This window comes from Aliinostoc maniaoense (assembly GCF_058172895.1).
This window is the reverse complement of the sequence record NZ_CP187952.1, coordinates 3,343,634-3,355,932: the sequence shown is the minus strand read 5'-3', so window position 1 is coordinate 3,355,932 and position 12,299 is coordinate 3,343,634. Positions and strand designations below refer to the sequence as shown.

The following is a 12,299-nucleotide window of genomic DNA, read 5'->3' as shown; positions in this document are numbered from 1 at the left end:
CTTTCCAATATTTCAGGATGTCGATTATGTTATCCGCTATATTGACCAATTGGCTATTTTCAATACAAAGTAATTAATAAGAAGATGGGGAACTTTGAAAGGAGGGGGTAGGGGAGTAGGGGGTAGGGGAGTAGGGGGCAGGGAGCAGGGGAGCAGGGGGAGACAAGGTAGACAAGGTAGACAAGGTAGACAAGGTAGATTTTTTATGCACAATTCCCCATTCCCCATTCCCCATTCCCCATTCCCCATTCCCTATTCCCCATTGCCCAAAACATTATGGGAGGTAGATTCCTAGTATGAAAGAGGCTGGCTATTACGATGAAAGCGTCAATAATGGGGTTGTTGTAATGGTTACAGCCCAAAACCAACAACAGCATATGCAGCAAGTGGTTTATCGTATTTTAGATGCGAATTTAGACCGCGCTCGTGAAGGTTTGCGAATTATTGAAGAGTGGTGTCGGTTTGGTTTAAATAATTCCTCGATGGCTGGGGAATGTAAGCATCTACGCCAACAGGTGGCTAGTTGGCATACGGTGGAGTTAAGAGCGGCGCGAGATACAGCAGGTGATATTGGTACAGAGTTAAGTCATCCCCAGGAGGAACAACGTTCTGGGATTAAGTCTGTTTTACAAGCTAATTTTTGCCGGGTGCAAGAAGCTTTGCGAGTGCTAGAGGAATATGGCAAGCTGTATCACCCCAGTATGGGCAAGGCTTTTAAGGAGATGCGTTATCAGGTTTACACCCTAGAAACGAATTTAATGGGTTATGAGCGTCATCAATTGCTGTGGCGATCGCGTTTATATCTGGTAACATCCCCTTCAGATAATCTACCCGAAACTGTAGAAGCTGCCCTCAAAGGTGGATTAACTCTAGTACAGTACCGAGATAAAAACACCGATGACACAGTGCGTCTAGAACAAGCTACCCAGTTACGGGAATTATGCCATAGCTACGGTGCTTTATTCATTATGAATGACCGAGTGGATTTAGCTTTAGCAGTCGATGCTGATGGGGTACATTTGGGACAGCAAGATATGCCAATCGCTGTGGCTCGTCAATTACTCGGCCCACAACGTTTAATTGGGCGTTCTACAACTAATGCTCAGGAAATGCAAAAAGCAATTACTGAAGGTGCAGATTATATCGGCGTGGGGCCAGTTTATGAAACTCCCACCAAAGCAGGTAAAGCGGCGGCTGGTTTAGAATATGTCCGTTACGCCCAGGAAAACAGCACTATTCCCTGGTTTGCCATTGGCGGCATAGATCCCAATAATATCAATGATGTCATTGATAGTGGAGCAGAACGAGTAGCAGTAGTGCGATCGCTCATGCAAGCCGAACAACCTACCCTAGTCACCCAATATTTACTCTCCCAACTCCATCGCGTCAAGCCAGAAGTAGTGAAGTAGGCAGAGGGCATATCAATTCAAAATTCAAAATTCAAAATTCAAAATTAAGGAATTTTGGGGCATTGGGCATTGGGCATTGGGCATTGGGCATTGGGCATTGGGCAGGGGTAAAGATAGAAAATATCACGAATTACGTAGCTTGCTTCCGCGTAGGGGTATTACGAATTACGAATTACGAATTACGAATTAATCTTATGTTTGGTCAAATTACATTGCAAGTAAATGGGGAAACTCATAATTGTGTTTCCCAAACACCTTTACCTGATTTACTTCAACAGTTAGGTTTTAATCCCCGTTTAGTGGCGGTAGAATATAACGGCGAAATTTTACACCGCCAATTCTGGGAACAAACCACAGTCAAATCAGGCGATCGCTTAGAAGTTGTTACCATTGTAGGTGGCGGATGAAACAGCCATGCTCTTATGGGTGCAGTCAATCCAAAATCTAAAACTGATTGAGTTTTGACTTTTGAGTTGATTTCTCCCCACTCTCTACATATAACGAACGATGCAAAGTCTTGTTTTTGGCTAATTCTTTACCTTGACGACCAAGTTTTTCCCGTAGTTGTTGATTTTGACACAATAGCTTGAAAGCTTGCAATACTTCACAACCGGATTTAGGATTCACCAATAGACCGTTTTGTTCGTGGTGTACTAAGTCGATGAAAGCACCGTGACGGGAAGCAATTACGGGTTTACCAAAATAACTGGCTTCTAGATAGACAATGCCAAAACCTTCTAAGGCCGTCATTGGTGTTTTGGATAATGCCAGCATAGCAAAGATGTCAGATGCTGCATAGTAACCCGCTAATTCTGAATGTGGTACATATCCGGTAAAGTGTACCCGCTTGTCTACCCGTAATCTTTGGGCTAAAGATTGCAGTTGGGGTTGATATGCACCTTCACCACAGATGATATAGTGAACATCGACACCAATTGTTAAAAGTAATGGTAAATTCTCAATTACGCGGTCGAAGCCTTTTTCTTTAACTAAGCTTCCCACAGAGAGAATCACTACTGCGGTTGGGGGAATATTGTAAGTTTGACGTACCTGTGAACCCAACTTATCTAAATTGCTAGAGTTATTCCCCAAACCAAATTTTTCTGGCCTGACTACAGGATGAATTACATGGGTGGGTGTTTGTACACGCAGAGTATTTCTCAGGTAATCTTGTGTTGAGGAGCTATTACAGACAATTCCTGCTGCTCGTTTGAGAGTAAGCTTAAATAGCGATCGCCACAAGGGATTACCTAAAACACTCACCAAATCATGACCATGCAGGTAAATAAAACAACGCACTGGTAAAACATAGCTCAACAGCAGCAAGGCCGGAAATTCATAGCCATGACCCCATTCAATATAGCGGTAGTGATAGCGAAAATATAGTTTAATAGCAAATACAAATGACCAAATTAAATTTAAGCCAGTTTGCAAATAACTGCCTAAAAAACCACCCAACCAATATCTAGAATTAGGCCAGCGATACACAGGAAACTGTTGAGCTTCGTCAAATACTTGATCACCTGCACAACTAGCACTCAAAACAATTACCTGTTCTGGATCTTGCAAACAGCGATTATAAAGATATTCTCCAATCACCGCTTCCTGGGGCAAAAAAAGACGGGATATAACTAAAATATCCGGGGATGCAGTTTTTTCTCTGATTTTTGTTGCCAGTTGCGAGACGTGTTCCATTGTTGATTTTGAGTGATTGACTGCAAATAAGTTGAAAAACCTTAAAAACGTCCGACAGGCGACGCGCTATTTTGTACTACCTCCATTAAGTAATTACACAAGCAAGTATTTGTGTGGATGATTGTACTGAAGCATCTACTGACGCTAGTATCTAAATTTTCTCCTCTTTTTTGGTTTTAGCCAACAGGTAAACCTCAAAAGCTAGGTATTTACACAATTTTGTCAAAAATTTTTACAATCCTTCATTAAACTAGCTGTGACTCAGATATCAATAGTACAATTTAGTATCCTATGCTACTTGATTATACTAATTCACCAAAATCATCAAACAAATCCGCATCCTGAAATCTTATAAAATCAGGATTAAGACTCATGCTGATCTATTGCTTTTGAGTTGAAGCACTGCTAGAACAAGAAAGTAAAAATTATACTGCTTGCTTTTTAAAATAAGGCTATGAAACAGCTTACAACTCTATTTTAGAATATAAAATATAAGAATATTATTGTTGTTTTGATGAATTGTTTATTAATTATATATTTAATTTTTATGCCGATAAATTTGGATGTTCACCAGAAACAATTATTGTAAACACTTACTAAAATTTTAATATTGTTTGGCATTTTTTTAGCCAAGAGTTAGCAAATAATCACAGAAATCATCGAAAAACAGGCTACATATAACCTAATTAATTCGTAATTAACCTGAGTTTAAGGATAAGCTCAAAGCATGATTCAATTATTAGCTGAAACTCTACTATATAAATCCGATGTGATATCTCAAAAAATCTAAGTATATGTAGAATGTCTTAGGCGTAAGCCGTAACGCACCAAAAACCTTGGTGCTAGGTGCTGTAGTCTCCCTGCTAACACAAAGACTAAGATTGAGTTTGTAGTAAGGACTTTAGTCCTGATTTGAGAACTAAAGTTCTGATTACAAACCTTAATTTATTCCAAAGTTCCTTCCAAGGGAATAAATTCTGAGGTACGGTTATCCACTACAGAAATCCCTCTGTGGTTTACTGATTCCGTAAGATAAGACGCGGTACATTGGATATATAGCTTTCTGAACGATGAAAAACTTAGTGCTGATTACGGGTGGAGACACCTTGATGCTCTAAATAGAGAAAAAATAATTAAAGAATAACGTTTTTCAAGCAACTGTGATTATGTCTAAAAAACTACAACAAGCTATCAAACCACTCTTAAAAACTGTCTTTGCTCTGGGCTTAGTATTGGTATTAGCATTCAGCCATGCTGATGGTGCATTAGCTGCCCGTAGTGGCGGCAGAATTGGAGGTGGTTCATTTAGAATGCCTTCGAGTCGTACTTATAACCCACGGACTTATGCACCTCCCGGTGGTAGGGGATACTCTGCACCCTATCCTGGTGGTGGCTTTGGGTTTCCGTTCTTAATTCCATTTTGGGGTATTGGCGGAGGATTTGGGGGTTTATTTACTATCTTAATTTTCTTGGCGATCGCTAACTTCTTAGTGCAAACTTTCCGTCGTGTCTCCAGTGGTGAAGGTGAAGAAGTCGGCTACAACAGCAACCCCTCAGTGAGTGTAAATCGCTTGCAAGTCGGTTTATTAGCCCAAGCGCGAGACTTACAACCAGAACTTAACCGCATTGCAGAAACGGCTGATACCAATTCCCCAGAGGGACGTACACAAGTGCTGCAAGAAACTACCCTAGCTTTGCTACGTCATCCTGAATATTGGGTATATGCAGGCGGTGGTACACAACAAGCCAAATTAAATGCGGCGGAAAGTCAATTTAACCGCCTAGCACTAGCAGAACGCAGCAAATTTAGTGAAGAAACTCTCTCCAATGTCAACAACCAGCTAAAAGCAGCCTTAGCTCAAGATGCTTTACCTGCATCTGATGAACTTGACAACCCCACCCGTTTAATTAGCGAAGGCCCTGGAGAATACATTATCGTTACCTTGTTGACGGCAACACTAGGAAAGTTTGAACTTCCAGCCGTGAACAATACTGATGATTTGCGTCAAGTGTTGCGACAAATTGGTAGTATTCCTGCGGATAAGCTCTTAGCCTTGGAAGTGCTGTGGACTCCTCAAGCTGAAGGTGATACCCTCACATCCGATGATTTGTTTGCAGAGTATCCTGATTTGAAATTGGTTTAGAGCCTAGTTATAAGTAATGAGTAATAAGTAATGAGTAATAAGTAAATTTCTTACTCATTACTTTTTTTAATCAGTTGCTGTACCTCATAAACATCGAACCTGCTGTATCTGTTGAAAAATCAAATATGAATCATATAGTTTGTAGTAAGGACTTTAGTCCTTATACCAATTCTCTATGAAGTTGCACGAAATAAACGATGTAGAGACGTTGCATGCAACGTCTCTACAGTACAGAATAAAGTGCATCTCTATCAAAAAACGGTATTAATAGAAACCTTTAATATTTTTGATGTTCCGTCTTAACCTGTGAAAATACCCGGTATACATCTAAATTCTGTTGTGAATTTTGAACTGATTCATCTCCCTGAACTTTCAGCAAGTTATACTGCACATTTTCTGCATAAATTGCAAAAGTAATATTAAAAAACTCGATAAAATTAATAAACCATTGACATTCATCTTCTGATTGATAGTGATAGTAAGCAATTAAATCAGCAATGCGAGTTTCTAAATGACTGCGAGAATGCTGAGAAATCAAAATAATCTTCAACAGGATAATTACTAAGGTTAAAGGATGACCTTGAGAAGCTAGTACAGTAAATAATTCTGAAGGTTCATGTCTATTTTCAATGGTGAGATAATCAATCAGTTTGTTGCTAATTCTCAGCAATAAGTTTTTGTTAATTATTTCTTGATCTAATTCCGGTTTCCACAATAACAGCTTATCTTGTACAGACTGCTGCAATCGGGATGCAATTTCTTGATTACCAACTGATAAAAATAAATATTTCAGCAAACTAATTTTAAATTCTTTTAAGCTTTGATTTTGAGTTTGCTTAAGAAATATATTGGCAAGATTTTCATAACTGAATTTACCTCTTTTAGCCACGATCCTTTTGATTAAATGCAGGACATTATCACCCAAAACACTGGGGTTGTTATAACGTGTGCTACTTGAGGCCGCAGACTGAGAACGGGCTATATACATCGCTAAATCAAACTTATACTTATCTTTCATCTGTCTGCAAAGTTTGATTGCTGCTTCTTGTTGTTCTTTGGGTTTATCTGCATCTAATGATTGTACAACTAACAAGTAAGCGGCATAGCGATCGCTCCAGTGAACTTCGTCTTTATGATCATTTTTATAATTAAATATTTTCAACTCATGATAATCTGAGCTATTAACAAAATTTTCTAGCCATTGTCTATATAAATTTAACTCTTCAAATCCATTTATAGTTGGACAATAAGGTAGTTGCTCAAATGAGTCAATCAGTTCTTGAATATATTTATGTTTGCGTTGCGATGCCCAATTATTAATCAAAATGTAGCAACAACGTTTGAGCGTATTACGAAACTCCACCTCGTTATTAAAAGACAACATTTTTTGGATAGCTGGCACATTATTTAAGTTGTATGAGTGCAGACACTCAATAAATAAATTTTTAAATTTCTTTAAAACATCTGCTGGTGCATAAGTATTTACACTTTCTCTAAAAAAATTGTAAAACTTATCCTGTAAAAGTGGTAAATTTATCTCTTGAGAGTTTAGCTTAACAGTATCTTTATCCAAAAAATCACTAGGTAAAGTATTAGCGATCATAAAATTTCTCAACACCCTGGAGGTTTTAATTTTATTGCTATTAGCTTACCCCTAACCTCTAGGTATATCAATCAATTTATTAAAAGCTAAATTAATTTTTTGCTGAATATTCGTAAATTTACGGTGTAGTTGATCAATTATGGGATGAAGTGGCGGCGAGAGACTCAGAAATACTACTGAGATTGGTGGGGAGTGGGGCAGGGGGCAGGGGGCAGGGGGCAGGGGAGACAAGGGAGACAAGGGAGACAAGGGAGACAAGGGAGACAAGGGAGAATTTACCTCTACACCCTTACACCCTTACACCCCTACACCCCTACACCCCTACACCCCTACACCCCTACATCCGGCTGCAAACGAACTTTTCTAACCTATCCATACCTTTTTCTATGGTTGCTAAGTCGGTAGCATAGGAAAGACGAATGTTTTGATCTGCACCAAAGGCAATGCCGGGAATGACTGCTACTTGATGTGCTTCTAACAAGGCATTACAAAATTCTAAGGATTTTAGACCTGTTTTGCTGATGTCGGGAAACAGATAAAATGCACCGTCTGGTTTGGGACAACTTAATCCGGGGATGGCGTTGAGCCTATCTAACATGATTTGTCGCCGTTTGGCGAAGGCTTGACGCATTTCTTCTACACAGTCTTGGGGACTTTCTAGAGCAGCGATCGCACCATATTGAGCAAAGGTACACACATTAGATGTACTATGCCCTTGGATGGTGCTGGCGGCTTTAATAATTTCCAGTGGCCCGGCTAAATAACCCAGTCGCCAACCAGTCATGGAGTAAGCTTTGGCGAAGCCATTACTAATTAAGGTACGCGCGAAAATTTCTTTTCCTAGCGAACCGATGCTGATATGTTGTGCGCCATCGTAGAGAATTTTTTCGTAAATCTCATCAGATACTACAAAGATATCTGCATCAACTACTACCTGTGCTAAAGCTTTAATTTCCTCTGGTGTGTACACCATTCCTGTAGGGTTAGATGGGGAATTGAGGACAAATAGCTTAGTTTTGGGAGTAATAGCTTTTTTCAGTTGCTCTGGTGTAATTTTATAACCCGTAGAGGCATCTGTGTTGATAATTACTGGCTTACCTCCTACCAAAGTTACCATTTCTGGGTAACTGAGCCAGTAGGGGGCAGGGATAATTACCTCATCACCGGGGTCAATCAATGCCACCATTAAGTTATAGAGAGAATGTTTGCCGCCATTGGTGACAATGACATTCTCTGCCTTGTAATCTAGACCATTATCAGATTGCAGTTTGTGAGCGATCGCTTCCCGTAATTTTGGTTCTCCGGCGGCTGGGCCATACTTGGTTTTGCCTGACTCCAAAGCCTTTGCTGCTGCTGCTTTGATGTGCGCTGGGGTGTCAAAATCCGGTTCGCCAGCACTAAAACTACAAACGTCTATACCTTCGGCCTTCATCGCCTTAGCTTTCGCGGCGATCGCTAAGGTTAGTGAAGGTGTTACCTGACTTACTCTTGCTGCCAGCTTCATTCTTACTCTATTTGGCAAATCTTTCACTTACTTTAGGATATCCCAGAATCTCCCTTAAATCAGTTATCAGTTATCAGTTATCAAGTAACTGTTCATTAATTTAACTCCCTTGTCTACCTTGTCTACCTTGTCTACCTTGTCTCCCCTGCCCCCTGCCCCCCCTGCCCCCCGCTCCCCTGCCTACAGAACGATTGATTATTTTTTTATTTATTCTTCACCAACCCGCAGATTTTTTTGCCGCTTACTTCTACCTAATTCTTGAGGTATAACTTCTGTTGATCGTTTACCACGCTCCATATAATTATCCCCTGTATTTGTCCTGAGTTTTCTATTTGGCGTGGCATAGTAAGGTCTGATAATTTCGGTGTGTGCTATGGGGCGTTCTTTAGTTGTGTAATAAGGTCGAATGACTCCTGTTTTGTGTTCTTTCACTGAATAATAACCAGCAGCCTCAACAGAATTAGTAGGTAAGCTAATGAGCAAAATTAACCCAGCGAATATCACTAAGGTAATTTTGCGCTGCCATTGATTAAATCTATTTTTGATTGCCAACATTGAACAAGTTTCCTGTTTACTCTGCAACCAAGTTAGATAATTTTCAATACAGCTAACGTCTTTCTTTAGGTTGGTTATATATAGCAATTCCCAGTTAAGTGAGGTACAGATCATATTTTGAAACGCAAAGGGGCGCAAAGTAAAGCGCAGAGGTACGCAGAGATTTGTAATTCAGCAGAGTAAGAAAGGCTATATATGTAAAAAGTAGTGCAGATTGATGACAATATATGTATGGTGTGTTAGGCGTAAGCCGTAACGCACCAAAATATCGGGGGGTTAAGCTATTGTCACATCTGGAGATAAGTAAACATCCTGAATGGCATGAAATAATTTTACCCCTTCTTCAAAGGGTTTTTGGAAAGTTTTTCTCCCAGAAATTAAGCCTGTACCGCCTGCACGTTTATTAATCACGGCGGTACGAATTGCTTGTGCAAAATCATTGTTGCCAGAAGCACCACCAGAATTAATTAAACCTGCCCTTCCACAGTAACAATTTAATACTTGATAACGGGTTAAATCAATGGGGTGATCGGTGGTTAATTCTGTATACATTCGTTGATGAATTTTGCCGTAATTTTCACCTGTTGCTTTGGCTATCGCTTCATAGCCATGATTATTTTCTGGGAGTTTTTGTTTAATAATGTCGGCTTCAATTGTTACGCCTAAATGATTTGCTTGTCCGGTGAGATCAGCCGCAAGGTGATAATCTTTGTCTTGTTTAAAAGTATTATTGCGTAAATAACACCAAAGAATTGTCACCATTCCTAATTCATGGGCATATTTAAAAGCTTGGCTGATTTCTTGAATTTGTCTAGCAGATTGTTCTGAACCAAAATAAATAGTTGCGCCTACTGCTGATGCGCCTAAATTCCATGCCTGTTCCACATCAGCAAATAAGACTTGATCAAATTGATTGGGAAAAGTTAATAATTCATTATGGTTGACTTTGGCAATAAAAGGGATTCTGTGAGCATATTTACGGGAAACACTGCCTAATACTCCTAAAGTAGTAGCTACAGCATTACAACCTGCGGCGATCGCCAATCTGATAATATTTTCTGGATCAAAGTAAATCGGATTGGGTGCAAATGATGCTCCGGCTGAGTGTTCAACGCCTTGGTCTACTGGCAAAATTGAGAGATAACCAGTATTCGCTAAACGACCTGTAGAATAAATTTGTTGCAGATTACGCAATACTTGAGGATGGCGATCGCTATTTAACCAAACTCGCTCTATAAAGTCAGATCCCGGTAAATGTAGTAAGTCTTGGGAAACTTTAGCTTTGTATGTGAGTAGGTTTTCGGCTTCTTCACCTAGCAATGACTCGATAGAACTTTTTTCTAAGAGCGTTGCAGTCATAGCAGTTTCCTCTCATTTGAGTAGATGACTTTGCCCTTAAGATAGCATTTTACTATTAATAATTCAGATGTAATTATTTTCGCTAAAATCTCTAAAAATATATCTGAGGGGGAATAGAAATAGCGAACTATATCAGTGTAATTGTCCAATCTCCTTCGGCAGATGCTTGATTGGAACAACAAAAGGCAATGATCTGTGCAAATTTATTATTTTTTACATCTTCCCCAAGATTTATTTTATTTTTTGATAAGCTGTAGACGCTGGTATGAGGAGTCCCTAGCAGATTATGCACTGGTTGTTTACAGGACGTTTAAGTGTAGATAAACTCACGGTTAAGATTGCAGAACTTCCACCCAGTTTGCAAGGCTTAAAGTTAGTGCAGTTGTCAGATTTTCATTACGATGGATTGCGATTATCAGAAGAGTTACTAGCAGAAGCGATCGCAGTTACTAACGAAGTTGAACCGGATCTAATAGTATTAACAGGTGACTATGTAACTGATGATCCTACACCAATTCACCAATTAGCGTTAAGACTTAAATATCTGCAAAGCCGTTATGGTATTTATGCTGTACTTGGCAATCATGATATTCACTACAGTCACTCCCAAACAGAAGTTACCAAAGCATTAACTAGCATCGGTGTTCATGTTTTATGGAATGAAATTGCTTATCCTCTAGGACAAGATTTACCAATAGTCGGATTGGCTGATTATTGGTCAAGGGAATTTAATCCTGCACCAGTAATGCAACAACTTAACCCTGCTACACCGCGCATTGTTTTATCTCATAATCCAGATACCGCCAAAATTCTTGAACAATGGCGAGTAGACTTACAACTCTCCGGTCATACCCACGGCGGACACATCGTTATACCAGGTATGGGGCCTGTAGTTTATCACTATAAAAAGCTCCTTAAACAAATTCCTAAAAAACTGCGGCGTTGGATTCAATTGTTATTAGGAGATTGTTCAAAAGTAGTACGATATTGGGAATGGGCGCAAGGTTATCACCAAATTTCCACAAACCAATTATATGTCAATCGTGGTTTAGGAACTTATCGACCAGGACGTTTATTTTGTCCTCCAGAAGTTACCGTAATTACATTAATGAGTAATGAGTGAATGAGTGCTGAGTTGTATTGGCGGTAGCGCGGCGTTTAGCCAGTGCTGAGTTGTGAATGAGAAGACAATAAGTAATAATTATTCTCCCCAGTCCCCAGTCCCCAGTCCCCAATCCCCATTTATTCATGACAATAACCGCCTCAAGCTAAGAACGAAAATATCTTTAGCTTAGGCGGTTTAGTAAATGTGCAATTGTTAGAGAAGATGGAAAAAATAGAAACAAAAGAACTCAAATAAGGTGGACAACTTTCGCAACCATCACTCCAGAACCCTGCATCCTTGATTCCAATAGGCAGGCATTTCTGGCTGTAAGTTCAAAACCTCCACAAAATAAACCAATAAACTCAAGGCGAAAACACTTAATGAAAGGATGCAACCAACGAGTTTAAGATTGCGAAGACGTGATTTATTAGAGCAGGAGGTACAGGCTCTAATTAAGGTTTGCGTTTAATTAACTTTTAACCTTTTTGTACCTTGCTATCAATTTAGCACCTTTTTTTTTAGTTGCTAGGCATATTTACCAAAATTGAACACCATTAACTTGTCGCAACAATTCAGTAATCTTTCTTAAAATTATTCGGGACTGGGGACTGGGGATTGGGGATTGGGGATTGGGGACTGGGGATTGGTAGGGATGGATAAACGTATTAATCCTGCCTCTGGAAGTCTGATAACTGATCATGTCTCAGTGCTTGACAAATATGTCAATATGCCCAATTCAATAGTAATGATAAAGATTTTCAATAATTTCGATTGATTCGTGAGTCACATAGCTCGGTATACTACCGCTATCAAATGTTTTGGGGGCGATCGCAACTTAATCCTACAAACTCAATTTTGAGCTTGACTAATTAATTAGGTTAAGAGAGACTAACTATTGATAGATGTGTAGACTTATAAAATTCAT

At 39.5% G+C, this 12,299-nt stretch carries 11 protein-coding genes; 6 read left to right on the top strand and 5 right to left on the bottom strand.

Translation table 11 applies throughout. The annotated features are described in order from the left end of the window. Positions 1 to 94: 94 nt before the first annotated feature. The 3 genes from ACPZ3T_RS14710 (at position 95) to thiS (ending at position 1,816) form a co-directional block, all read left to right on the top strand. A complete protein-coding gene (locus tag ACPZ3T_RS14710) occupies positions 95 to 295 on the top strand; it encodes a hypothetical protein (protein ID WP_490270235.1) in 201 nt (66 codons plus the stop codon). Position 296: 1 nt separating this feature from the next. Continuing rightward, positions 297 to 1,409 (top strand): thiamine phosphate synthase, encoded by a 1,113-nt coding sequence (locus tag ACPZ3T_RS14705; RefSeq protein WP_490270234.1) that lies wholly within the window; start codon positions 297 to 299, stop codon positions 1,407 to 1,409. Positions 1,410 to 1,603: 194 nt separating this feature from the next. Next, positions 1,604 to 1,816, top strand: a complete 213-nt coding sequence (gene thiS / locus ACPZ3T_RS14700) for a sulfur carrier protein ThiS (RefSeq protein WP_490270233.1) — start codon at positions 1,604 to 1,606, stop codon at positions 1,814 to 1,816. A gap of 37 nt (positions 1,817 to 1,853) precedes the next feature. On the opposite strand, the gene ACPZ3T_RS14695 is transcribed toward thiS, so the two are convergent. Beyond that, complete coding sequence (locus ACPZ3T_RS14695; RefSeq protein WP_490277084.1) at positions 1,854 to 3,104, bottom strand: glycosyltransferase family 4 protein; 1,251 nt, start codon at positions 3,102 to 3,104, stop codon at positions 1,854 to 1,856. Positions 3,105 to 4,270: 1,166 nt separating this feature from the next. On the opposite strand from ACPZ3T_RS14695, the gene ACPZ3T_RS14690 reads away from it, so the two are divergent. After that, the gene (locus tag ACPZ3T_RS14690) at positions 4,271 to 5,248 is read left to right on the top strand and encodes a DUF1517 domain-containing protein (protein ID WP_490277083.1); all 978 of its coding nucleotides are present in this window, start codon (positions 4,271 to 4,273) and stop codon (positions 5,246 to 5,248) included. Between the two features lie 277 nt (positions 5,249 to 5,525). Here the strand turns inward: ACPZ3T_RS14690 and ACPZ3T_RS14685 are convergent, their stop codons facing one another. Next, positions 5,526 to 6,851: a hypothetical protein gene (locus ACPZ3T_RS14685; protein WP_490277082.1), complete on the bottom strand. Its 1,326-nt coding sequence runs from the start codon at positions 6,849 to 6,851 to the stop codon at positions 5,526 to 5,528. A 149-nt stretch (positions 6,852 to 7,000) separates the two neighbouring features. On the opposite strand from ACPZ3T_RS14685, the gene ACPZ3T_RS14680 reads away from it, so the two are divergent. Next, the gene (locus ACPZ3T_RS14680) at positions 7,001 to 7,261 is read left to right on the top strand and encodes a hypothetical protein (RefSeq protein ID WP_490277081.1); all 261 of its coding nucleotides are present in this window, start codon (positions 7,001 to 7,003) and stop codon (positions 7,259 to 7,261) included. Here ACPZ3T_RS14680 and ACPZ3T_RS14675 read toward each other — a convergent pair. The 3 genes from ACPZ3T_RS14675 to ACPZ3T_RS14665 all read right to left on the bottom strand — a co-directional run bounded on the left by ACPZ3T_RS14675 (position 7,189) and on the right by ACPZ3T_RS14665 (position 10,269). After that, a complete protein-coding gene (locus ACPZ3T_RS14675; protein ID WP_490277080.1) occupies positions 7,189 to 8,355 on the bottom strand; it encodes a pyridoxal phosphate-dependent aminotransferase in 1,167 nt (388 codons plus the stop codon). The two genes, ACPZ3T_RS14680 and ACPZ3T_RS14675, sit on opposite strands and share 73 nt — an antisense overlap. 207 nt (positions 8,356 to 8,562) lie before the next feature. Then, positions 8,563 to 8,910, bottom strand: a complete 348-nt coding sequence (locus ACPZ3T_RS14670; protein WP_490277079.1) for a hypothetical protein — start codon at positions 8,908 to 8,910, stop codon at positions 8,563 to 8,565. A 276-nt stretch (positions 8,911 to 9,186) separates the two neighbouring features. Further along, positions 9,187 to 10,269 (bottom strand): class I fructose-bisphosphate aldolase, encoded by a 1,083-nt coding sequence (locus tag ACPZ3T_RS14665; protein WP_490277078.1) that lies wholly within the window; start codon positions 10,267 to 10,269, stop codon positions 9,187 to 9,189. Positions 10,270 to 10,555: 286 nt separating this feature from the next. Between ACPZ3T_RS14665 and ACPZ3T_RS14660 the strand changes: the two genes are divergently transcribed. Next, on the top strand, positions 10,556 to 11,392 hold the full coding sequence (locus ACPZ3T_RS14660) for a metallophosphoesterase (protein WP_490277077.1): 837 nt from the start codon (positions 10,556 to 10,558) through the stop codon (positions 11,390 to 11,392). Positions 11,393 to 12,299 lie beyond the last annotated feature (907 nt).

Excerpts from the sequence above, each read along its gene's own strand:
- ACPZ3T_RS14670 (WP_490277079.1), bottom strand. The coding sequence starts at position 8,910 with ATGTTGGCAATCAAAAATAGATTTAATCAATGGCAGCGCAAAATTACC.
- ACPZ3T_RS14685 (WP_490277082.1), bottom strand. The coding sequence starts at position 6,851 with ATGATCGCTAATACTTTACCTAGTGATTTTTTGGATAAAGATACTGTT.
- ACPZ3T_RS14660 (WP_490277077.1), top strand. The coding sequence starts at position 10,556 with ATGCACTGGTTGTTTACAGGACGTTTAAGTGTAGATAAACTCACGGTT.
- ACPZ3T_RS14695 (WP_490277084.1), bottom strand. The coding sequence starts at position 3,104 with ATGGAACACGTCTCGCAACTGGCAACAAAAATCAGAGAAAAAACTGCA.
- thiS (WP_490270233.1), top strand. The coding sequence starts at position 1,604 with ATGTTTGGTCAAATTACATTGCAAGTAAATGGGGAAACTCATAATTGT.
- ACPZ3T_RS14665 (WP_490277078.1), bottom strand. The coding sequence starts at position 10,269 with ATGACTGCAACGCTCTTAGAAAAAAGTTCTATCGAGTCATTGCTAGGT.
- ACPZ3T_RS14675 (WP_490277080.1), bottom strand. The coding sequence starts at position 8,355 with ATGAAGCTGGCAGCAAGAGTAAGTCAGGTAACACCTTCACTAACCTTA.
- ACPZ3T_RS14690 (WP_490277083.1), top strand. The coding sequence starts at position 4,271 with ATGTCTAAAAAACTACAACAAGCTATCAAACCACTCTTAAAAACTGTC.
- ACPZ3T_RS14705 (WP_490270234.1), top strand. The coding sequence starts at position 297 with ATGAAAGAGGCTGGCTATTACGATGAAAGCGTCAATAATGGGGTTGTT.